The 22,763-nt window shown below is 45.3% G+C and carries 21 protein-coding genes and 1 tRNA gene; 11 read left to right on the plus strand and 11 right to left on the minus strand.

All coding sequences use genetic code 11. The features are described from left to right. The first annotated feature begins 136 nt into the window (after positions 1–136). Entirely contained in the window at positions 137–1,105 is a 969-nt protein-coding gene (locus tag KIO97_RS18320) for a nucleoside hydrolase (RefSeq protein WP_285383607.1), read from the plus strand. Positions 1,106–1,115: 10 nt separating this feature from the next. Here the strand turns inward: KIO97_RS18320 and KIO97_RS18325 are convergent, their stop codons facing one another. The 3 genes from KIO97_RS18325 to gap all read right to left on the minus strand — a co-directional run bounded on the left by KIO97_RS18325 (position 1,116) and on the right by gap (position 3,615). Beyond that, positions 1,116–1,487 (minus strand): spore gernimation protein, encoded by a 372-nt coding sequence (locus tag KIO97_RS18325; RefSeq protein ID WP_285383608.1) that lies wholly within the window; start codon positions 1,485–1,487, stop codon positions 1,116–1,118. A gap of 88 nt (positions 1,488–1,575) precedes the next feature. Next, on the minus strand, positions 1,576–2,460 hold the full coding sequence (locus KIO97_RS18330; RefSeq protein ID WP_285383609.1) for a D-hexose-6-phosphate mutarotase: 885 nt from the start codon (positions 2,458–2,460) through the stop codon (positions 1,576–1,578). A gap of 159 nt (positions 2,461–2,619) precedes the next feature. Next, the gene (gap, locus tag KIO97_RS18335) at positions 2,620–3,615 is read right to left on the minus strand and encodes a type I glyceraldehyde-3-phosphate dehydrogenase (RefSeq protein WP_005432905.1); all 996 of its coding nucleotides are present in this window, start codon (positions 3,613–3,615) and stop codon (positions 2,620–2,622) included. Between the two features lie 334 nt (positions 3,616–3,949). Between gap and msrB the strand changes: the two genes are divergently transcribed. After that, the gene (gene msrB, locus KIO97_RS18340) at positions 3,950–4,363 is read left to right on the plus strand and encodes a peptide-methionine (R)-S-oxide reductase MsrB (RefSeq protein ID WP_005432972.1); all 414 of its coding nucleotides are present in this window, start codon (positions 3,950–3,952) and stop codon (positions 4,361–4,363) included. Positions 4,364–4,467: 104 nt separating this feature from the next. Here the strand turns inward: msrB and KIO97_RS18345 are convergent, their stop codons facing one another. Beyond that, the gene (locus tag KIO97_RS18345; RefSeq protein WP_258471383.1) at positions 4,468–5,289 is read right to left on the minus strand and encodes a DUF2989 domain-containing protein; all 822 of its coding nucleotides are present in this window, start codon (positions 5,287–5,289) and stop codon (positions 4,468–4,470) included. Between the two features lie 101 nt (positions 5,290–5,390). On the opposite strand from KIO97_RS18345, the gene KIO97_RS18350 reads away from it, so the two are divergent. Then, positions 5,391–5,675 (plus strand): YeaC family protein, encoded by a 285-nt coding sequence (locus KIO97_RS18350; RefSeq protein ID WP_005432903.1) that lies wholly within the window; start codon positions 5,391–5,393, stop codon positions 5,673–5,675. A gap of 159 nt (positions 5,676–5,834) precedes the next feature. Here KIO97_RS18350 and ansA read toward each other — a convergent pair whose 3' ends face one another. Next, positions 5,835–6,848: an asparaginase gene (ansA, locus tag KIO97_RS18355; protein WP_005432970.1), complete on the minus strand. Its 1,014-nt coding sequence runs from the start codon at positions 6,846–6,848 to the stop codon at positions 5,835–5,837. A gap of 112 nt (positions 6,849–6,960) precedes the next feature. Next, positions 6,961–8,811 (minus strand): signal peptide peptidase SppA, encoded by a 1,851-nt coding sequence (gene sppA, locus KIO97_RS18360; protein ID WP_045369401.1) that lies wholly within the window; start codon positions 8,809–8,811, stop codon positions 6,961–6,963. A 226-nt stretch (positions 8,812–9,037) separates the two neighbouring features. Between sppA and KIO97_RS18365 the strand changes: the two genes are divergently transcribed. The 3 genes from KIO97_RS18365 to KIO97_RS18375 all read left to right on the plus strand — a co-directional run bounded on the left by KIO97_RS18365 (position 9,038) and on the right by KIO97_RS18375 (position 13,837). After that, positions 9,038–11,050, plus strand: coding sequence for an NADPH-dependent 2,4-dienoyl-CoA reductase (locus tag KIO97_RS18365; protein ID WP_285383610.1), 2,013 nt, complete (start codon positions 9,038–9,040; stop codon positions 11,048–11,050). 170 nt (positions 11,051–11,220) lie between these two features. Beyond that, positions 11,221–11,769 (plus strand): NAD(P)H nitroreductase, encoded by a 549-nt coding sequence (locus tag KIO97_RS18370; RefSeq protein ID WP_005432980.1) that lies wholly within the window; start codon positions 11,221–11,223, stop codon positions 11,767–11,769. Between the two features lie 103 nt (positions 11,770–11,872). Then, the gene (locus KIO97_RS18375) at positions 11,873–13,837 is read left to right on the plus strand and encodes a DNA topoisomerase III (protein WP_038891461.1); all 1,965 of its coding nucleotides are present in this window, start codon (positions 11,873–11,875) and stop codon (positions 13,835–13,837) included. Between the two features lie 96 nt (positions 13,838–13,933). Here the strand turns inward: KIO97_RS18375 and KIO97_RS18380 are convergent, their stop codons facing one another. Together KIO97_RS18380 and KIO97_RS18385 are read right to left on the minus strand one after the other, a co-directional pair. Beyond that, positions 13,934–14,140 (minus strand): hypothetical protein, encoded by a 207-nt coding sequence (locus KIO97_RS18380; RefSeq protein ID WP_005432950.1) that lies wholly within the window; start codon positions 14,138–14,140, stop codon positions 13,934–13,936. A 149-nt stretch (positions 14,141–14,289) separates the two neighbouring features. Then, positions 14,290–14,979 (minus strand): SDR family oxidoreductase, encoded by a 690-nt coding sequence (locus KIO97_RS18385; protein WP_050905405.1) that lies wholly within the window; start codon positions 14,977–14,979, stop codon positions 14,290–14,292. Positions 14,980–15,260: 281 nt separating this feature from the next. On the opposite strand from KIO97_RS18385, the gene KIO97_RS18390 reads away from it, so the two are divergent. The 4 genes from KIO97_RS18390 (at position 15,261) to KIO97_RS18405 (ending at position 19,126) form a co-directional block, all read left to right on the plus strand. Further along, complete coding sequence (locus KIO97_RS18390) at positions 15,261–16,184, plus strand: histone deacetylase (protein ID WP_285383611.1); 924 nt, start codon at positions 15,261–15,263, stop codon at positions 16,182–16,184. Positions 16,185–16,293: 109 nt separating this feature from the next. Continuing rightward, positions 16,294–16,452 carry a hypothetical protein gene (locus tag KIO97_RS18395; RefSeq protein WP_196333617.1) on the plus strand — a complete coding sequence of 53 codons (159 nt, stop codon included), beginning with the start codon at positions 16,294–16,296 and terminating at the stop codon, positions 16,450–16,452. 503 nt (positions 16,453–16,955) lie between these two features. After that, entirely contained in the window at positions 16,956–18,131 is a 1,176-nt protein-coding gene (locus tag KIO97_RS18400; RefSeq protein ID WP_038891467.1) for a YjgN family protein, read from the plus strand. Beyond that, positions 18,131–19,126 carry a M48 family metallopeptidase gene (locus tag KIO97_RS18405; RefSeq protein ID WP_045400637.1) on the plus strand — a complete coding sequence of 332 codons (996 nt, stop codon included), beginning with the start codon at positions 18,131–18,133 and terminating at the stop codon, positions 19,124–19,126. The genes KIO97_RS18400 and KIO97_RS18405 overlap by 1 nt, the downstream gene beginning before the upstream one ends. Positions 19,127–19,367: 241 nt before the next feature. Here KIO97_RS18405 and KIO97_RS18410 read toward each other — a convergent pair. The 3 genes from KIO97_RS18410 to KIO97_RS18420 all read right to left on the minus strand — a co-directional run bounded on the left by KIO97_RS18410 (position 19,368) and on the right by KIO97_RS18420 (position 21,656). Further along, positions 19,368–19,458, minus strand: a tRNA-Ser gene (locus KIO97_RS18410). Between the two features lie 139 nt (positions 19,459–19,597). Then, positions 19,598–21,406 carry a DUF3413 domain-containing protein gene (locus KIO97_RS18415; protein WP_285383612.1) on the minus strand — a complete coding sequence of 603 codons (1,809 nt, stop codon included), beginning with the start codon at positions 21,404–21,406 and terminating at the stop codon, positions 19,598–19,600. Positions 21,407–21,428: 22 nt separating this feature from the next. Continuing rightward, positions 21,429–21,656, minus strand: a complete 228-nt coding sequence (locus KIO97_RS18420) for a YejL family protein (protein WP_005432983.1) — start codon at positions 21,654–21,656, stop codon at positions 21,429–21,431. Between the two features lie 85 nt (positions 21,657–21,741). Between KIO97_RS18420 and yejK the strand changes: the two genes are divergently transcribed. After that, positions 21,742–22,740, plus strand: coding sequence for a nucleoid-associated protein YejK (gene yejK / locus KIO97_RS18425; RefSeq protein WP_005444652.1), 999 nt, complete (start codon positions 21,742–21,744; stop codon positions 22,738–22,740). Positions 22,741–22,763: the final 23 nt, after the last annotated feature.

Consider the following 22,763-nt stretch of genomic DNA (forward strand, 5'->3'; position numbering starts at 1 on the left):
CGCTTCGAGTCGTCGCGCTTTGGGTGCTGAATGAGCGGCATACTGGAGGAAAAATCATACCTTAGGTTTAGGTCACGTTTATCGCTGTTTTTTCTGGGTATGGTTGAGGCTTTCCTAGCGTTTGATAGAAGCCGATATGACAAAGAAAATTATCTTAGACACAGACCCTGGCATTGACGATGCGATGGCGATTCTTTTTGCAGAATCACATCCAGACATAGAGCTAATGGGCATTACGACAGTTTATGGCAATGCGACCATAGACAATGCCACACAGAATGCTCTTTACCTAAAACAGAAGTTTGGTATGAAAGCGCAGGTTGCGAAAGGAGCGGATAAACCTTTAGTAAAAGCGCCGGTCGGAGCAACGGTTGTTGTGCATGGTGAAGCCGGCTTTGGTGATGTGAAGGCGCCAAGTTTACTGAATGTGAGTGCCATTGATACGCCCGCCTATCGTTACATCATTGATAGCGTTAGAGCGGAGCCGGGAGAAATTACCTTGGTGGCCGTAGGCCCTTTAACGAACCTTGCGCTTGCTTTGGAAGCGGACCCAGAAATCGTTAACTTGGTTAAAGAAGTGGTTGTGATGGGCGGCGCTTTCGGAGAGAACGATCATCGAGGCAATGTCACGCCATTTGCGGAAGCAAATATCCATGATGACCCTCATGCTGCCGATAAAGTATTCACTGCGTCTTGGCCTGTGGTGATTATTGGTTTGGATGTAACGGAAGAGAGTTTCTTTACCGGGCAATACCTAGACCAACTGCGAGAAGAGGCGGGTGAAGTCGGGCAATTTATTTGGGATGTCAGCCGCTACTATTTGAAGTTTTACTCAGAGAAGGTTGGAATGAATGGTTGCCATGTCCACGATCCTTCCGCGATTGCCTATGTGATTGAACCTGAGCTATTCACCTTACGCAGTGGTGCCGTCAGGGTGGTTACCGATGGACCCGCAGAAGGGATGACGATTCAGAAAACGGATCAACGCAAATACATGCACGATGAGTGGCGTGCTTTCTCCGCGCAAAACGTTGGGGTCGGTGTGAAAAGCGATACCCTGCTTTCACTGTATCGAGAATCGATTATTCGTTATTCAAAGCGATAATGGAGTAGGGTTATCGGTAATAGTCGATGACTTGCACAGATATCCTCTCGTTGCCTGACTCTACAGGAAGAGTAAAAGCATTCGACGTTGGATATTGATTTTGATTGTCGTAGGTTAGGCCTTCAATCTTCTTGAATGGTTTGTTCTTGTCATAGAACATCTCAATGGCGACTGCCGTTTTCTGGGACGCTGAAACTTGGAAACGGCAAATACCCGTCGGGCAATACACATGATATTGAGTTGGCGACAACTGCTTGTATTCGGCCACGTTCTTCGTGGGTTGTAACGAGATCTCAGTGTTGGCACAGCCAAACAATAAGCCCGTAAGAAGTGATATTGAATAAATGCGGTATTTCATGGTTATGCCATCATCTCGACTCATTTTGGTTGGTCTTAGTATGGCATGGGTAGCTCGTGTGTTGTGCTTTGGTGTTGTAAAAAAGGCCGGATGAGCCGGCCTTTAAACTGGATTACTGCGCCGAAATCACAGTGATAAGTTCGTGCGTCTCGCCTGGTTGTAACGTCTTGCCTTGCTCGATACTTGGTGCATGCACTGTCGATTCAACACACATCATGGTTGCGTAGCCGTTGTCTGCCATGTCACCCATGCCTTGTGCGCCTTCTGCCCAAGGGTTCCACAGCACTGCTGAGTTATGGCCTTGGTTTTCTACACTAAGAGTGCGATCCAATACTGGATCTTTCACCAAAATTTGCGCTTCTGGCTGAGTGTAAACACGGTCAATCGTATCAGTTAGTTGAAGGACATCACCGCCTTGGCAGATTTCACCTTCTTTCAAGCTGTCGATGTACTCTGGGCCCATACCTGTTGTTTGTGCTTGTTTGATATCACCTACGTTTAGATACGTGTGTAGTGCACCTGAGAATGTCCACTCTGCATCATCAATGTTGGTGACTTTCAATGTCACCTTTAGCTCGTCGCTGATTTCAACAACAAGACGAGCATCAAACATATGTGGCCAGATGTCGTGAGTTTCTTCGGTTGGGAAGAGAGCAAGTTCAACGATCACGCCGTTGTCGTTCTCACGGTGTTCAACCAATTCCCATTCTGCTGTGCGCGCAAAACCATGAGCTGGCGCTGCAATGCGGCCAAACCAAGGCCAACAAACAGGAATACCACCACGAAGTGCCGCTTTGCCATCAAAGATTGCTTTTTCGCTCATCCAGATTAGGTCTTCTTGGCCTGCTGGTGTGAACGACACGACATGACCACCATGCAGTGCGATACCTGCCGTTGCTTTCTCATGAATAACGCGAACGACTTTAACCTGATCAACTTCAACGATAGTGACATTGTCAGATAACACAGTGAGTGCTGGGAGAGTTTTTAAATCCATGTGTTATTTCCTATAGCTGGGAGGGAGAGCTTTTTAGACGCGCTTCGCACATTGAGTGCAACGTCGAGTCTTCATTCCCTCAAATTCCAGATACAAAAAAGGCGACTCTAGAGCCGCCTTTTCTTTAACGAAGTTATTCGCTAATTGCTAACTGTCTAATTACTTAGAGATGTGAGCGATTAGGTCTAGAACTTTGTTTGAGTAACCGATTTCGTTGTCGTACCAAGATACAACTTTAACGAAGTTATCAGTTAGAGCGATACCAGCTTTAGCATCGAATACTGAAGTTTGAACTTCACCGATGAAGTCTTGAGAAACAACTTGGTCTTCAGTGTAGCCTAGTACGCCAGCTAGTTCGCCTTCAGAAGCTTCTTTCATTGCTGCACAGATAGCTTCGTAAGATGCGCCTTCTTTTAGGTTAACTGTTAGGTCAACTACAGAAACGTTAGCAGTTGGTACGCGGAAAGCCATACCAGTTAGTTTGCCGTTTAGTTCAGGAAGAACAACGCCTACAGCTTTAGCAGCACCAGTTGATGATGGGATGATGTTTTGAGAAGCACCACGACCACCGCGCCAGTCTTTAGCAGAAGGACCGTCTACAGTTTTTTGAGTTGCTGTAGTAGCGTGAACTGTAGTCATAAGACCAGATTCGATACCGAACTTGTCGTTAAGAACTTTAGCGATAGGCGCTAGACAGTTAGTAGTACAAGAAGCGTTAGAAACGATGTCTTGACCAGCGTAAGTAGCGTGGTTAACGCCCATTACGAACATTGGAGTAGCGTCTTTTGAAGGACCAGTTAGAACAACTTTCTTCGCACCAGCAGTGATGTGCTTACGTGCAGTCTCGTCAGTTAGGAAAAGACCAGTTGCTTCAGCTACTACGTCAACGTCGATAGCATCCCATTTTAGGTCTTCTGGGTTGCGCTCTGCAGTTACACGTACAGTTTTACCGTTAACGATTAGGTTACCACCTTCAACTTCAACAGTACCGTTGAAACGGCCGTGAGTTGAGTCGTACTTAAGCATGTATGCCATGTAATCTACGTCGATAAGGTCGTTAATACCTACAACTTCGATGTCGTTGCGCTCTTGCGCTGCACGGAATACGAAACGACCGATACGGCCAAAACCGTTAATACCTACTTTGATAGTCATTATAGTTGCTCCACAACTTAATTTCTGATTAAAGATAACTGGTAGTAAAATTACAGAATCCAGTAAACATCTGCAACAGATAATCGGACTTAACTTGTTTAAAGTCAAAAAAAAGCGACGCTTTTTTTAACAATTCTTCGCAAATGCTCGTTTTTTAAACTTTTAACTGGTTATTCTACATCCCAGTTGGCGTAATATAACTTTCGAGATAAGAACTCGTATCAAATTAATTACACATGGTGTCCTGGTGAGAAAGTATGTGCTACAACTGTTACGAGAAGCAAGTTTTTTGCTAAAAAAGTCATTGCCAAAAATAAGAAATAAGGAACAGAAATTGGTAGAACAAAGCGGAAGAAAAGTAACGAAGTCCGATGAACATTGGCGTGAACAGCTCTCTGATGAAGAGTTTCGCGTTTGTCGTGAGCAAGGAACAGAGCCTCCGTTCTCCGGTAAACTGCTTCATAATAAGGAGACGGGTGTCTATGCTTGCACATGCTGCAATGCCCCTCTATTTGTCTCCGATAACAAGTACGATTCTGGCTGTGGATGGCCAAGTTTTGATGCGCCAATTAACGACACAGCGGTGCGTTATCTTAAGGATCTGAGCCACGGAATGGTGCGAACTGAGATTCGATGCGCGGCTTGTGATAGCCATTTAGGTCACGTTTTTGAAGATGGGCCACAAACGACAGGCGAACGCTATTGTGTAAACTCGGTGTCGTTAATTTTCAACAAATCCGACCAATAACGCCATTTTAGGCTGAAAGAATGTTTCATCCTTTCAATTAATAAAATACTAAGCGGTTACCTTGCAAATAAAAAAGCTCCCGATATGAACGGGAGCTTTTTATTTTATAAATCGACAGGAATCATCTTTGGTGAATAGTTCCCTTTATCGATCGCCTTCGATATAGATTTAGCCAGATCATCTAACTGTTCATATTGTCCTTGATCGGAAAAGTTGAACATGCGCTTTAACTGTTGTTCATCGGCGAGGGGAACATCGAAGCGTTTAGCAACCATCGCCCATAAGTAAGCTTGCTTTTTGTTACCCATACCTTGGTTAATGCTCGCTAATGATTTCAAGATCGCAGGGTTTAAGGATTTCTCATTCGACATCGAGAGCGCGTTATGCAGCAATGTTAGTGTCTTTTGTGGATCGCGGTTCGTGTAGAAAGTTGCGAGCGCATATTGCATTTCGGCAGTATTTAACTCTGGTTTTCCTTCCATTTGTAAAAACTGGCGACGTGCTTGATTATCGCCGGTTTGAGACCACAAGAAATACAGCGTGGCTGGATCTTCCGACCCTTTCAGTTCCGCAACGATACGATCCAACTCATCAATACTGTGCACCAAAGCATCAAAGCGTTTACGTTTTAACGCACTTTGATCGATAGGTGTGATTTGCGAGGCGAGTTCTAGACATTTGCGATACTCAGCAACCAAGCCATATTCGATTACTTGATTAGCTTCTGATGGATCTTTGAGAAGTTCAAAGCGATGCCAAACCAAATTCGTTCGTGGAATACGACATTGACCGTCGTCCATATTGAGGTTCTCACAACGAAGCTGCGGATTTTTCTCGCACAATTCTTCTGTGGTGACGTTGCCTTCGAAGCAACCTGTTAATGTCAGGCTGGCAAGCCCTGCTAGTAACCAGTATGTTCGTTTCATGGTTTTGCTTGTGATCCGTTACACCAATTCATTTTCGGGTTCTTGACTCTGCTTTCTATACCGTTATGTTCTGTAAATAGAATGTAATAAGAAGGTACATTATGGACGCAGAACAATTATTAAATGCGATAACTCCAGAAGTCTATGATCGATTGGTTTACGCAGTAGAGACAGGAAGATGGCCTGAGGGTACACCACTTTCTCAAGAGCAGCGAGACTCATGTATGCAAGCTGTGATGTTGTATCAATCAAAACACAACACAGATGCACAGCACATGACGGTTGCCGCTGGTGGTGAAATTAGCTTTAAATCTAAGCAAGAATTGAAGAAACAGTTCAGCCAAGAAGAACAAGACATCGTTCGCGTGAACCCAAATCTAAACTAAACGGTACATCTCTGTTCACCGGATAACTCCGTTAAAGCAAAAAGCCCAATTCACGTGAATTGGGCTTTTTCGTATCTTGTTGCTGGGCTATGGGTCTACTTGTTGTGCATTGGAATCACTTGTTGTGCTATGGCATCATTCGTTGCACTGTGAACCTGGTTATAGGCTCATTTCACCACGTAGGACTTCTTGCATCTTCTGTTTTATTTCTTCGTAAGACAAATCTTGGCTCAGAAGGTAGTGAAGTTTTGCCAATGCCGCTTCTGGTGTCATGTCGAAACCACTGATTACGCCAGAGTCAGCCAGAGCACAGCCCGTCGCGTAGCCACCCATATTTACCTTACCAGCCAAGCACTGAGTCAGGTTCACTACGATAACGCCACGCTCAGATGCTTCTTTAAGATGGCCAAGTAGTTCTGGGTTTTGCGGAGCGTTACCCACGCCAAACGTCAGTAGAATCATTGCGTTCACTGGCTGGCGAAGCGTGTTGCGAATCACTTCGTGCGAAATACCAGGGTACATGGTGATCACACCGATTGGTTGCGGCGTGATGTTGTGTACTTTGAAGTCACCTTCAGGTTTTGCGCCCACAGTAATGTTGCTGCTTATCTGAATGTTGATACCTGCTTCCAGAAGTGGAGGTAGGTTTGGTGAAGTGAAGGCATTAAAACCATCGGCATGAGACTTGGTACTGCGGTTACCGCGCATCAATTGGTTGTTGAAGAACAACGTCACTTCATTGATAGGGTAGTTTGCCGCAATGTGCAGTGCGTTAAGAAGGTTTGCTTGACCGTCTGAGCGCAATTCTGCCAGTGGAATTTGTGAGCCTGTTACGATGACTGGCTTACCTAGGTTCTCCAACATGAAAGACAAAGCAGACGCTGTGTATGCCATGGTGTCGGTACCATGCAGAATCACAAAGCCATCGTATTTGTCGTAGTTGTCACGGATGTCGTCTGCGATTTGCTGCCAGTCAGCTGGCGTCATATCTGATGAGTCGATCAGAGGCTCGTACTCATGGATAGTGTATTCCGGCATTTCAGGACGGTGGAACTCGGGCATACTGGCTAATTGCTTTTCCATAAAGCCAGCCACAGGCACGTAGCCGTGATCCGATTTTTGCATACCGATGGTGCCACCGGTGTAAGCGATGTAGATATGTTTTCTAGTCATCGTTCTACTTTACTTCATGTAGGGGAACAGTGGCGGGGATTATAGCGAAATGAAACCTAATAAAAAGGGGCATCTCGCACAGAGATGCCCCTTTTTGACCAAGCTAGGAAAGCTATTGCACTTGGCAGTTCAAACAGAAGGCGTATTGGCCTTTTGGATCGTTGAAGCTCTGCATCATGCTTGCATCTTGCTCAAGCTGTTGAGCAACAGGCTGTAAGCTCTTTGGTAAGAAGCTCGTCGCATCGATGCCCAAAGAGACTTTCACTTGGTTCATGAACTCTTGGACGAACTGTTCTGTCGGTGATAATGGTTCTTCAACCCAGTAGAGCTCATAGTTTTCTACTTCAGCCAGTTTCGCTGCCAGTTTCACTGCGTCATCAAAGTCACCCATTTGGTCTACAAGGCCGAATGACATTGCATCTTGACCTGTCCAAACTCGACCTTGAGCGACTTTATCTACTTCGTCTAGTGACATATCTCGATTTGAGCCAACCAGAGAGATAAAGCGCTTGTAGCCATGTTCGATACCGAGCTGGAATGCTTGAGATGCACCATCTGAAAGACCCGTCGTGATGCCATCACCAGAGAATGGTGATGTGCCAACACCATCGGTACTGATACCAAGTTTGGTAAAGCCTTTTTCAAATGTCGTGATAACACTGAAGATGCCAATCGAGCCAGTTAGCGTAGTTGGCTGAGCAACAATCTTATCTGCACTCATTGAGATCCAGTAACCGCCGGAAGCCGCTAAGCTAGACATCGAAACCACAACTGGTTTACCTGCTTCTTTTAACGCTTCTACTTCGTTACGAATCACTTCAGAGGCAAAAGCGCTGCCTCCAGGGCTATCGACACGCAGGACAACCGCTTTAACTTTATCGTCGTTGCGAGCTTGACGAAGTAGGCTTGCCACCGTATCACCGCCAACGGTACCGCGCGGTTGTTGGCCATCCATAATGGCGCCGCTTGCTACGACAACAGCAATGTCATTTTCAGACGGCGTTAGGTTAGGGCGCATGGTCGCTAGGTAATCGTAGTAGCCAATTGCGTTGTAGCTGTCTTTACCGTCACTGCCGAACTCTTTTGCGAACAGCTTGCGTACGTCTTGACGTGTTGCTAGCTCATCGACTAGACCCATTTTAACGGCCAGTTGCGCAAGGTCACCATCGACGGATTTCATCTCAGCAAGCAATTCATCCATGGTTGGATTCAGTGCTTTGGCATCGATATTACGGTTGGTTGCTACGTCATCAACAAAGGCACTCCAAAGCTGAGTGATCCAGCGCGTCGCCGACTCTTTTGCCGCATCAGACATGTCGTCACGAATAAATGGCTCAATCGCAGACTTGTAAGTGCCCACGCGGAACACGTGCGTCGATACGTCTAACTTCTCTAACAAGGTTTTGTAGTACATCGAGTAAGAGCTGTAGCCCTTAATCAACACTCCGCCATCCGGAGCGAGGAAGACTTTATCTGCATAGCTCGCTAGGTAATATTGGCTTTGATTGTAGAAATCGCCGACTGCATAAACAGGTTTGCCAGACGTTTTAAATTCATTCAGCGCTTTGGCGATATAACGAAGTTTGGTCAGGTTAGTCTCAGGCATATCGCGCAGAGCCAGAACTAGGCCAGATACCTTAGGATCGTCTTTCGCGTAGCGAATGGTATCGACGATGTCGAACAATACGTTCTCTTTCGGCATCTCGTTACCAAGCACAGAGCCAGCTATCGAATCCATCGGGTTTACGTAACGGCGCTGCTCAACGATAGGCCCAGAAAGGTTCATTACCAGCGCGGATTCTTTTTCCACGGTTGGTTGACCTTCGCCAGTGTAGGTAAAGGCAAAGTAGAAAACGGCAATCATCACTAGGAAGATCAAGTTTGCCAGAGCAAGTCTGACAAAGGTGATGGCTTTCCATATCCCCTTAAATATCAGACCAATAAATTTGAAGAGTTTTTTCATCTTGTCTCCATAACGAGATAGTCATTCCCTAATCTTACAAAGTATGGGTTCTTATCTCTAAGATCTCAAAAGATAACAATTTTTTTAGCTTATCACGGCAATTCAACAATTGGCATATTTTAACGTGAGATTGACGCGTGTTGCAAAAATGTAAACGGGTGTTTGATCTTTTGGTTTTTGCGACGTACTGTGGTCAGACCACAACAATAAAAATGGATGTTTAGTGATGTCTGCCATGTACCCGAACTTGTTAAAGCCACTGGACTTAGGTTTTACACAACTACGAAACCGTGTCCTGATGGGATCAATGCACACAGGCCTAGAAGAGCATAAAGAAGGTCTACAGAAGCTTGCGGCGTTTTACGAAGAACGTGCAAAAGGTGGTGTAGGTCTTATCGTGACGGGCGGTTTCTCCCCTAATCTACGTGGTCGATTACATCCTTTGAGTGCAGAATTTAGTAAGCCAAAACATGCTAAAGCACACAAGGTAGTGACAGAAGCAGTACATAAACACGGCGGTAAAATTGCCCTACAAATCCTTCATGCTGGACGCTACGCGATGCACCCATTCGCGCAAAGTGCGTCGGGCATGAAAGCACCGATTGCTAAGTTCGCACCGAGCGAAATGAGCGATCGTCAAATCAAGAAAACCATCGACGCTTTTGCTAACAGCGCTGAGCTTGCGCAATTGGCTGGGTACGATGGTGTCGAACTGATGGGTTCGGAAGGCTACTTGATTAACCAATTCCTTTGTAAACGCACCAATATGCGTTATGACGAATGGGGCGGTAGCTATAAGAAGCGCATGCGCTTCCCAGTTGAAATCGTCAAAGCCGTACGCAAGGCCGTGGGTGAGAAGTTCATTATCATCTTCCGCCTTTCGATGCTTGATTTAGTTGAGCAAGGCAGCACATTTGAAGATGTTATCGAGTTAGCAAAAGCGCTAGAAGAAGCAGGCGTGACCATCATTAACACGGGTATCGGTTGGCACGAAGCACGAATTCCGACTATTGCTACTCAGGTTCCTCGTGGTGCGTTCACGTGGGTCACAGAGAAAGTCAAACCTCATGTGTCAGTGCCAATTATCACCTGTAACCGTATCAACACTCCAGATGAAGCCGAGCGAATTCTTTCTTCAGGTCACGCAGATATGGTGTCGATGGCACGTCCGTTTCTGGCAGACCCATATTTTGTCGCTAAGGCAGAGCAAGAGAAATCTCAACTGATCAACACGTGTATTGGTTGTAACCAAGCATGCTTGGACAATGTGTTCAAAGGTAAAAGAGCGAGTTGTCTAGTTAACCCGCTAGCGTGTTACGAGACGGAAATTGTTGTTGAAGAGGCATTCAAGAAGAAGAACATTGCGGTAGTTGGTGCCGGACCTGCTGGTTTGGCTTGTGCGACGACGCTGGCAGAACGCGGACACAAAGTGGATCTGTTTGAGAAGAACGATCGCATTGGCGGTCAGTTCCGCTTAGCGATGCAGATCCCGGGTAAAGAAGAGTTCCGTGAGACCATTCGTTACTTTGCTAACCGCATTGAAGAAACAGGGGTGAACCTTCACCTAGAGACAGAAGCCAATTACGACTTGTTGACCGAATACGATGAAGTCGTTATGGCATCGGGTGTTGAACCACGCAAAGTGAAAATCGATGGTATCGATAATCCTGAAAAAGTGATCGATTACCAAACACTGATTCGAGATAAAACGCCTGTGGGCGAGAAAGTCGCAATCGTCGGTGCTGGTGGTATCGGTGTCGATGTTGCTACCATGATCACTGAGCCTGTCGGTCAAACGCTGGACGATTGGTTGCATGAATGGGGCATCGACAAAGAAATGTCTCAACCGGGTGGCCTGTATCCTTATCCAGATGCTGTTAGCGATAAAGAAGTATGGGTGCTTCAGCGTCGTAAAGGTCGTGTCGGTAAAGGGCCGGGCAAAACTACAGGTTGGATTCATAAACGCACGCTAGAGAAGCGCGGTGTTCATCTATATGGTGGAGTGTCATACGACAAGATTGATGAAGCGGGTTTGCACATCCATGTGAATGGTAAAGAGCAGCTGCTAGAAGCCGACAAAGTGGTGATTTGTGCAGGGCAAGAATCGGTTCGCCCATTTGAAAACAAATGGCATGAATTGGGCGACAAACTACATATCATTGGTGGTGCAGACCATGCGGGTGAGCTTGATGCTGTGCGAGCGATTCGCCAAGGTGTAAAGCTTGCCGTGAAACTATAAATCATAACCTTAACGCTTAGTCTTTTTCGTTCTTAACTTTTTATAGCTGCGCCAAGTGCGCAGCTTTTTTGTTTTGAAGTCCCTATAAAACAGAGTGTTATTTGCCAATGTGGATTATGCTAAAGTGAGCTGCGTAAAAAATAATAATTCAATTTAATAAGGACCTTTTCATGGAAGCTCTCGATCTTTTGCTCAATCGTCGTTCTATTGCTAAGTTGTCTGAGCCTGCACCAGAAGGTAAAGCGCTTGAAAACATTATTCGCGCGGGCCTACGTGCACCGGATCATGCAGGTTTGACACCTTGGCGCTTTGTCATTGCACAAGGTGACGGTTTAAAGAAATTATCAGACATTCTTGTGAAAGCGGCTGAAGCAGAAAACAGCGAAGAGGCCGTGATCGAAAAAGTGAAAAACGCCCCTTTCCGCGCGCCAATGGTGATTACGGTTATTGCCAAAGTAACGCAACATGAGAAAGTTCCTGCGTTGGAGCAATACCTTTCGGCTGGTTGTGCTGCTCAAGCGATGCAAATGGCCGCAGTAGCACAGGGTTTCCAAGGTTTTTGGCGTTCAGGTAAGTGGATGTTCCACCCAGAAGTACACCAAGCTTTTGGTCTTAAAGGCGAAGACCAAATTGTAGGCTTCTTATACCTCGGTACGCCTGGGTGTACGCCGATGAAGGTGCCAGAGCGAGACTTATCCAAATTTGTCGAGTTCCAATAAGACCGATTGGTGACTCATTTACTGTTTATCTGTACAGTTTTTCTTGATTTGTTAGGGCTACATTAGATAATGTGGCCCTAATTATTATGATTTCCAAAACGTTATGTCTCGTCTGTTTATTGCTGAAAAACCAAGTTTAGGCCGTGCGATTGCGGCTGCACTGCCAAATCCTCAAAAGAAAGATCAAGGCTTTATCCGCTGTGGTAATGGCGATGTGGTGACTTGGTGTATTGGCCACTTGTTGGAGCAAGTCGAACCAGATGCTTACGACGAACGCTACAAAAAATGGAATATGGCAGACTTGCCGATTGTCCCACAGCAGTGGCAGCTGAGACCGCGAAAAAGCGCCAGCAAACAGCTCACGGTAATACGTAAACTCCTCAAAGATGCGACAGAAGTTATCCACGCAGGAGACCCCGACCGAGAGGGGCAATTGTTGGTGGATGAGGTGTTGGATTACTGCAAGCTTTCCAAAACCAAAAAAGAAGCCACACAACGTCTACTGATTTCTGACTTGAACTTACCTGCAGTAAAGCGTGCCTTGAGCTCAATGCGCAGTAATCGCGACTTCATACCTCTTTCTGTTTCAGCTCTGGCGCGTTCTCGTGCTGATTGGCTCTATGGAATGAACATGTCTCGCGCCTATACCCTGTTGGGCCAAAAAGCGGGCTATCAAGGTGTCTTATCAGTAGGGCGAGTTCAAACTCCGGTACTTGGCTTGGTGGTTCGCCGTGATGAAGAAATCGAAAACTTTGTACCGAAAGATTACTTCACTCTGCATGCTTTAATTCCTTATCAAGATCAAAATGGCGCATTTGATATTCGCGCTCGTTGGAAACCAAGTGAAGCTTGTAAGCCTTGGCAGGACGAAGAAGGGCGGGTATTGAGCAGAAAGTTGGTTGAGAACGTAGCAAACCGCATAGCTAATCAACCTGCCAAAGTGACCGAGTCTGAACAGAAGCAAACCAAGCAATCAGCACCGCTTCCGTATTCGTTATCCGCACTGCAGATTGATGCGGCAAAACGCTATGGCATGAGTGCTCAGCAGGTATTGGACACTTGTCAGGCGCTGTATGAAAAGCATAAGCTCATTACGTACCCACGTTCGGACTGTCGTTACTTACCATTGGAGCATTACTCGCAAGCTGGCTCTGTCACATCGGCTATCGCTAACAATGCCAAAGAACTACAAAGCGCAGTGCAAGGTGCAGATCTATCGATTAAGTCCAAGGCGTGGAACGACAAGAAAGTCGATGCCCACCATGCGATCATCCCAACGCCGAAGCAGGCAAATGTGAATGCGTTATCTGGCAATGAGATGAAGGTTTATCAACTGATTGCTCGTCAATACTTGATGCAATTTTATCCAGCGGCGGTATATGCCGAGGCTAAATTGGTGTTTGATATTGCTGGTGGTACATTTATCGCCAAAGGTCGCCAACTGGTTTCTCCAGGCTGGAAAGCGTTAATGGGAAAAACGGATAAAGAAGACGATGGCATTGATGCTGTCCCGCCGCTCGCAGAAGGCACGGTGTTGACCTGCCGAGAAGGTGAAATCAAAGATCGTAAGACTGAACCGCCAAAGCACTTTACAGAAGCAACACTGCTTCAGGCCATGACGGGTATCGCTCGTTATGTTGCAGACAAAGAACTGAAGAAGATCCTGCGCGACACCGATGGCTTAGGAACAGAAGCGACTCGAGCCGGTATTTTGGATACGCTTTTTAAACGTCAGTTGCTGACTCGTCAGGGTAAATCAATTTTGAGCTCACCAGCGGGGCGAGGCTTGATTCATGCTCTACCAATGGATGCAACCTATCCTGATATGACGGCGCACTGGGAACACCAGTTGCAAGGAATGGCAGAACGAAATCAAGCGTATCAGCCTTTCATGCAAGCGTTAGAGCAGCGCATTGATGGATTAATGGGCGAAGTGAAATCGGGCCCGATTCCTGATTCGTTACGTCATTTGCCTAAAGTCGAGCGTCCGGCATTCAAACGTAAAAAACGCAGCTATTCGAAGGGCGGCGCATCGAAATCAAGCTCAGGTAAGCGGAAGTCTTCATAACAGCTGAATGTAGCAAAAGCGGCAATCTAATGTGTATAAGCTCAAAGAATGCCGCCTTGTATTTCAATGTAATGACCTATCTGCATTCAAACAGCTCTAATCAAACAAGTCATCATTGTTTTGGATTGCACCACGCACGTCGTCTTGCGTTAAGACACGCTTCCCTAAATTCTGTTTTACTTGTCTTCCCAAGTCGACAAGCGCATCTCTGTTCTCTTGAGTCTGACGTTTCCCTGCACTTCTTAAGCAGTAATTGAGCTCATGATCTTCACTGAAATTGACCAGGTCTTTATCTGCAGCCATAGTTACTCTCCTTAATGGTGGATGTCCTCACTAAGTCTGGTTTGAAAGTGGTGAAAATCAAGCTAAGTCATGGGAGTAAGGCTGGCATGGTATAGTGATGAAACAATACGCTTCTCATTAATGTCTCATAAGCTATTGATTTGTAAAATCTACCAAGGCAGTTGAGTTCCGTCGTAATTAATAAACTGACCGGAGTTTTCTTGGGTACTTTGCGCAATCACTTTTGCTAACCCTGCCGCAGAGGTTTGAGTTTCGATAAGGGCGTTTGGCCCTCCCATTGCAGTGCGCACCCAACCTGGGTGGAGCGCAAGTACGGAGAAACCTTCATTTGTTAAGTCATTAGATAAGCTTTTCACAACAGAATTGAGCGCCGCTTTAGAAGAACGATAGATATAACCACCGCCGGAGGTGTTTTCTGTCATGCTGCCGACTTTAGATGAGATACAGGCAATCTTTTTCGTGCTACCTGCTTGTAAAAGCGGATAAAAAGCCTCAACCAACTTTAGTGGTGCGATGGTGTTTATCTCGAAGACCTTTCGCCATTCCTCAATATCAGTATTACCAAATCCATAGCCTTTAGGCCCGTAGTAACCAGCATTGTTGATCAGCAGATCGATGGCTGGAAGTTCTTTTGCTAGTTGGGCAACTTGCGTGTAATTCGTCACATCTAATTCGTGTAACGTCAGTGTGGCATAGGTCGACGCTAATGCTTGAAGCTCTTTGCTTTCTGCAAGGTTACGGCTAGTCGCATGTACTTGATCGCCTTGTTGCAAATAAAGTTCAGTTAAACTTAAGCCGATCCCACGGTTAGCACCAGTAATAAAGACTGTTTGACTCATGTTCGTACCTATCTATTTGACTCAGTGAGGTTAATTTAAGACAGGACCATTGTGTTAGCTCAAAGCGATAAAATCAACCAACCACCACGCGCTGAACATCATCGACATAAACAGGGACATCGCACAGAAAGAGCCAAAGAAAGCACCAAGAATCGTATATAGAGTTTTATTCATAGCAAAAGCAAATTAATTGATATTGAAAATCATTATCAATTAATTTGCTTTTTAATCAACGCTTGGAGTTGGTACTATTTCACAACGATTTATGAAAAGAATGTCTCATGCTACCTCTGATTTATCATCCCATTTACTCACAACTTGATCTGCCGGAAGGCCATCGCTACCCAATCATGAAATATCACCACCTGCATCAAGCGGTAGTGGAAAAGTTAGGGAGCGAAGGTTGGGGAGGGAAAATTGAGTTCTTCCAACCAACCCCTCTAAGTACGGATGAAATTAAACGTGTTCACAGTGAAGAGTATGTAGACCTATTAGTGACTGGTGCAATGCCCGCAGCAAAAATGCGTCGGATCGGTTTTCCGTGGAGTGAAGCTTTGATAACACGAACGCTGACATCAACAGCGGGTACAGTGTTAACGGCAGAGAAAGCACTAGAGCATGGTATCGCCATTCATCTCAGTGGTGGTTATCACCATGCGCATAAAGACTTTGGCAGCGGCTTTTGTCTTTTCAATGATCTTGCTATCGCGGCGAAGCACATGCTTGACTATGAGCATGTCGACAAGGTAATGATTATTGACAGCGATGTACATCATGGTGACGGCACTGCCACCTTGTGTAAGGATGAGGCAGATATCATCACGTTATCGTTTCATTGTGATAAGAACTTTCCTGCGAGGAAACCAGACTCCGATCTTGATGTTCCTTTGCGTCGTGATACTGACGATGAAACCTTCCTGATGACGTTTAAAGAAGTCGTCCAAATGGCGATCAACTTACACCGTCCCGATATGGTCATCTATGACGCCGGCGTGGATATCCATACCGACGATGAACTGGGCTATTTCAACGTGTCAACAGAAGGGATATTTGAGCGAGACCGCTTCTTAATGCAGTTGATGAAAGACCGAAGCATTCCTGTCGCGGCCGTCGTTGGTGGTGGTTACCGAAGTGAGCACGCGGATTTGGTGCCTATTCATATGCAGCTTATCGATGCAGCAGAACGGGTTTATAAACATCGATAAAAACCCTGCAATAGTGGAAAGGCGAGACTCAGAAGTCTCGCCTTTTTTATTGGGTGACGGTCAGAACCTATACTTAAAGTGGGCAAGGTCAAAAGTGAGGTTGCTGCATATGGACTTTACGGAAAAGTTACGACTACGGGAAAAAGCAATCGAAGATCTATATTTTGCTGAGGTTGATCGGAAGCTGATAGAAGCGTTGCATGAAAAACAAAATCAACAAGTGTTACCTGTACTGTCGGAGCGCGATGAAGACGATATTAGCCAGTAATGGCTGTGAATATTCGAATGGGATTTAGAGCTGGGAATCCTTTCCCAATTTTATTTTCCTAGCCTTTGACGCTGTCTAAAACAACAAATGGATGGATTTAGCTTATGCAGTAAGATGCTTCTGCGATATGCCGAGGAGAATAATAGGCCGTCTGATAACTCTTCGGTAGTTACAAACACTTTATAATTCACCTGACAGAAAATGTAATCAGCCACTAACCTGTTGATTGGTAAGGTGACACCTCAGGTTTTGAGTTTTTTAGTTATAATGAACTATTGTTGATTAAATTCACTGAATAGATGGTTTTTATCACTTTAACTGCTTTCATTTACGCGAAATTGGCTATTAAATTATTTTTCAGGTGAATTATACTGCATGGTTAATATGTGTTTTATAGATAAATGACGTTTGGTTTGCTTATGGCAGTCAAGTTTATCAATTTATGAATGAGATAGGATAATGCCTTTAAATTCATAAAATTAAATAAACTATTCGGACTGTATATGAACCATCAACGCATTTCCAATACCATCTCATTTAAAGGACGAGGGGGAGAGTTTTTTGGCATCTGGATTGTCAATGTTCTACTTTCTATCGTTACACTTGGAATTTACTCTGCTTGGGCCAAAGTAAGAACAAAACGCTACTTCTACGGTAACACGTACATCGACGGTGATAACTTTGAGTATCATGCCGAGCCAATGCAAATCTTAAAGGGGCGTTTAGTCGCGCTGGCGATTATATTGGTGTGGGGTATCGCAAACTCATTTATTCCCCAACTTGCACTTGTGCTATTACTTCTGTTTTATGTTGCTCTTCCTTGGTTGTTATGGAGCAACGCAAGATTTGATTCTGCAATGACGAGTTACCGCAATGTTCACTTCTCTTTTAATTCGTCACTGAAAGATGCATACATCACCATACTTGGCCGAGGCTTCGGTGCAGCGCTGGCGGTCATGGTTTTCATTGTTATCTGTGTAGCGGTTGCGAGCGTTTCGCAAGCTGCGTCGGTTATTTTAGGGCTTTGTTCAGTCGTCGTTATGGCCGCACTTTATGGTTGGGTTGTGGTTGGCGTTCAACGCTACTTTGTTAATGGCTACCGTTATGGTGATTGGCAGTTTAGTGGTGAACTTGAAACCAGTTTCTTTGTAAAAACCTACCTGAAAGCCGCAGCAATTGGTCTTAGCACGGCTGTCGCGATTGCGATTGTGGCGGTCATTGTAATGGTTGGGAGCTCAGGGCTCATGGAAGCTGCAGCGGGCGACTTGGCTTCACTGAATAAATCTAGCCCTGTCATTACGATGGTTGTCATGTACCTTGGTATGATTGGCCTAACCATCGGCTTGACGGCATACACAGCAACAAGAACTCGTAACTACTTGTTCTCTCAAATGAAGCTAGAAAAAGAAGGACAAGAAGAAAATAACTTTACGTTTAAGTCTACCTATACAGTTGATGGCTACATGTGGCTGATTATCTCAAACTTCTTATTACAAGTTGTGACCTTGAGTATTGCGAGACCATGGGTAATGGTTCGTACTTCTCGCTATGTTGCTGATAAGACGGTTGTCGTTGGAGACATGAGCCAACTTAAAGCAGCAGACCAAGATTCAAAAGTGAAATCAGCGATTTCTGATGAAGTGGCACAAGCCTTCGATCTTGGAGTTGGGATCGGTTAATGCAGTTTAAAGGGACCGCGTTTCCACCAAAAAGCTCTGAGCGACATCAAGCCATATTGAATGTCGCTCAAACCAACTCGCTGAGCTTGATTGTTGCTGACAATATCTTCAGCTGTGATCAGCAGCATGCAGAGGTTACTGCTCCAGTTGGTAACTTACCCGTCAGATTTAAGCTGCCCAATGGTTGGGTTTTTGTTACCGAACGGACTGATGAAGTGTCTCGATGGCTACAGGCAAATAAAAGATCGAGCTTCGTTGACAAAATAGAATCAAACTGGCTTGCGTGGGTAGTGTCTGTGATGGCATGTATTGCCGTTGTGCTCGGGGGGTATTATTACGCGCTTCCTTGGGTGAGCGACAAAGTCGCATACGCGATTCCTGACAGTGTCTCAGTTGTACTTGGTGAAAAGGTACTCGAAAGTTTGGATTCCCGTTGGGAACCGAGCGAGCTGAGTAAGGCCGAACAAGAAGCCATTCGAAGTAGGGTAGAGCAGCACTTAACACAGTTAGAGGCTCTGCCTTACCAAGTAGAGATTGTTTTTCGATCTTCTGAGCTAGGAGCGAATGCGTTTGCCTTACCCGGTGGAAAGATTGTGTTGCTCGATGAATTAGTTTCGCTGTCTAAAAACCAGCAACAACTGGACAGTATTATTCTTCACGAGCTTGGTCATATTCATCATCGCCACATGCTAAAGAGGTTGGTGTATTCGAGTGTCCTTTCTGTTGGTGTCGCTCTTTTAACTGGTGAAAGCTCTGGCATCGTGGACAATCTTGCCGGCGCAAGTGTGTTTGTGTTGTCCAGTGGTTACTCCAGAGATGCCGAAATACAAGCCGATGCATTTGCAAGAGAGGCGATGCTCAAGATTTATGGCGACACAAAGCCGATGGCTGAGATGTTTGAACTGTTCCGTAACCAAAGTTATGAAGAGTTGCCTGAATGGTTGAGTACCCACCCAGACCTTGATAAAAGGATTAAAGCAGCAAAAGGAAACTAACCTTTCCATTCGAATACCTAACGATTAAAGCTCACTAAATATTAGTGGGCTTTTTTCTTGCGTATTGAAAAGTGCTTCGAGGATTAGACAGGTTTTTCTGGAAGTGGCTGAGTTCGGTGACGCTTGGTCTAAACTTGGCTGAGATTCGGGGTTGCGCTTAACTAGGGATTGAGAAGTCCCGTAATTTTCCAAGCGCTAAAACGACGAAAGCCCGTTGATTTCTCAACGAGCTTTCTGAATGTGGCGGAGAGATAGGGATTTGAACCCTAGATACGCTATTAACGTATGCCGGTTTTCAAGACCGGTGCTTTCAACCACTCAGCCATCTCTCCGTTGTTGAGGCGCATAATATAAGGCTTTGAAAATCTTGTAAACCCCAAAATGAATCGTTTGGATGATTACTGCTCGATTTTGTGTTGTTTGCAGAGAAAAGAATCAAAAAAGCTCTCCTGGTAGAGAGCTTTTGTTCAATTAATTACTTTTCGAATAGAAGCGTTGAAGTTCTGTCAAACCTTGCATTAGTACAGGAAGCTTAGGTGATGTTTCACGTAAGCGCTTGTAATTGCTGTCATACAGCTTGTAGTTACCGAATTTGTCGATAACTGTGGTTTGAGAACCGGTAATCAGCGCTATTTCACGAGTATCGCCCGCTAGGATCCAACGACGGCGGCTTTCATCAAATAAATTACGGCCACTGCTGTAATCGTATGGGTTTGAAGAAACGCCCAGCATGTCTTGCAGAAGGGTCACAGACAAGTCTAGGTGGCTAGTACTGTGTGTAAACTCTGCAGGTAGCATACCTGGCCAATGAATAACCATAGGTACTTGCAGTTGGTAACGGCTGTAGTTGCTGTTTGCACCCCAGCTGTTGGTATTGGTTTCGTTGAACTCGCTGCCGTGGTTAGAGGTAATGACCACAATAGTGTTTGCCAGCAACTCTTTTGCTTCCAAATCGGCGATGATATCTGCAACCGTTTTATCTGCCGACTTCACCGACTGCTCGTAAGCTTTCTTGAATCGTTCGCTAGCAGGCATTTCTTCATTCGCCGCCATTGGCTCTGATTCAAAGTTATCGACGGTAGTGACTTCGATGTAACTAAACCAAGGCTGTTTCGATTGTTCGGTCAGCCATAAGTTCCAAGCCGCGATAGACTGCTTGTCGGTATGAGCTTGTGTGCCATCGAGATCATTAGCCAGATTCAAGCCACGGAAGATGACCTCTGAATACAGATCGTCTTCAAAACCATTACCGCTGAATAGACCAAAGCTGTAATCCTGATCTTTTAATACATCTAATAGCACTGGTGCACTGCCTTGCGCTTTGATGCTGCTCGCGTAGCTGCTTGGTAAGCCATAGAACAAACCAAACGCACCGTAAGTGTCGTTGCTTGAGCTGTAATGATTAGTGAAATTTTGATTATCTTGTGCAAATTTGTACAAGTTCGGCATTTCGTCTTGGTTTAGCGCGTCTGCCCGCAGGTTATTCACGCTGATCATCAGCACGTTTAACTTGTTACCACGACGGTTGAATTCTAGTTTCTCAAGCGGATAGCTGACTAAGTCGATGTTACCTTGGTTTTCTGCCAAACGCTTAAGGTACTCTTCACGGTCAAGAAGACCATGTTTTTCCATAAAGCTCTTCGCTGTCATTGGGTATGACAGTGGGAAATTAGAGCGCTGGCTAGTAATTGGGTTGTAGAAGTAAGCATCAGCCCAGATGTAAACCAAGTGGCTGGTCATAAAGCTTAAGAAGAACACGGCAGCCAATGGACGACCAACGTGTTTGTGAGACAGTTTACGTTGTTTGCGCCAAACCCACTCAGACAGAGCAAGTTGAACGAGGAAAATAAGCGGCATTACCACGAAAAGGTGCTGAAGATCAGAACTGATCGCGCTTTTATCTTCGCTAAACAACAGCTCCCAAACCACAGGGTTCAGGTGCAAATTAATTGACTGATACGCTTGAGTATCAATCAGAAGGACGGTCTGGCCGACCGTTGCGAATATCACTGCCACCAAGCGGAATAACTTCCGAGATGGCAGGACAAACGTCAGCGGAAATAGAACCAGTAAGTACAGGGCGAAAACAAGGAAGCCAAAATGACCAACCCAAGACACTGCCAGATAGAATTGCCCCATTAGGGTCTCTGGCCAAGGGGATTGAACGATATAGCGTGTACCAATCAACATCGAAGCGACGATGTTGAAGAATGCAAACCAGTGACCCCAACCAACTAGTCGGGATACGCGTTCGCCGTATGAGTTTCCGCTGTCTACCATGTACTTGTTCTATTATCCGTTATTAGTGTGCTTTTGGCACTTCAAGAGAAGAGATTAATGCCTGAGCAAATTTTTCAGCAATAACTTTGCGTTGTGAAGCAGCAACTTGTTGATTTAAGACATTCGTTGCGATATTTCCCGCAATCATTAGCGTCAACTCAGGAGAGGCAGCGTGTTTCTCAAGAACAGCGCCCACTTCAGCAAGAATTTTCTCTACTTGTTCGTCAGTATATTTAGATGTAATCGGCATAAAGACTCTAATAATGATAGTAAAAGCGGCTTATGATAACCTACAATGCCCAACAACTTAAACCTTGTAGCAAGATAAAATCACTATGAGCCTTCATCTTTCAAACGTTATTCTGCATCAATTGTGCAAAAACGATCAGGACGAACTGGTTGTTAAACTTCGCCCGGCGTCGTTAGAAAACGATACCTCTACTGAAAACCTTGTCGCGGAACTGCATCGCGTATTCCACTCTAAAGCAGGTAAAGGTTTCGGCTCTTTCCAATCTGACAGCGAATTTCAATTTTGGCTTCAAGAAATGCGCAAAGGAGAGAGAGATTTCTATGATTTCTCACAAATTAGTGCAAATCGCCTGAAAGAAGAGCTGATTAAGTACCCATTTGCTGACGAAGGTATCTTAGTGTTTGCTGAGTACCAAAGCTTAGCTACGGACTATCTGTTTATAGGTATCTTACCAATGAATCAAAGCCTGAAAGTCACAGAGGGCTTAGATATTGATGCAACGGATTACCTAGACATTACTAAGATGGACATCGCTGCACGTATCGACCTTTCAAGCTACGATACTGACCGTGATTCAAACCGTTACCTTTCTTACATTAAAGGTCGTGTGGGTCGTAAAGTGGCAGACTTCTTCCTAGATTTTCTGCAGGCGGATGTTGGTTTAGACACTAAACAGCAAAACCAAGTACTGATGCAGGCGGTGGAAGACTTCTGCGCAGACTCAAAATTAGAGAAGCAAGAAGCGAACGAGTACAAAAAGCAGGTTTACAACTACTGCAACGAGCAAATCAAATCGGGCGACGAAGTACAAATTTCTGAACTGTCTGGAGAGCTGCCTCCGAGCCAAGATGGCACCAGCTTTATGGACTTTACCAAAGAGCAAGGATACGAGTTGGAAGAATCTTTCCCCGGTGACCGCTCAACGGTACGCAAGTTAACGAAGTACGTTGGTGCCGGCGGTGGTTTGAACATCAGCTTTGATAGCCTGTTGCTTGGCGAGCGTATTTTCTACGATCCAGAGACAGACACGCTGACGATCAAAGGGACGCCACCAAACCTAAAAGATCAGTTAAGCCGTAACTAATTTAAGAAAGAGAGCGTGATGCT

Origin of the sequence: Vibrio sp. B181a (assembly GCF_030248375.1) — a bacterium.
GTDB classification, from domain to species: Bacteria; Pseudomonadota; Gammaproteobacteria; order Enterobacterales; family Vibrionaceae; genus Vibrio; species Vibrio campbellii.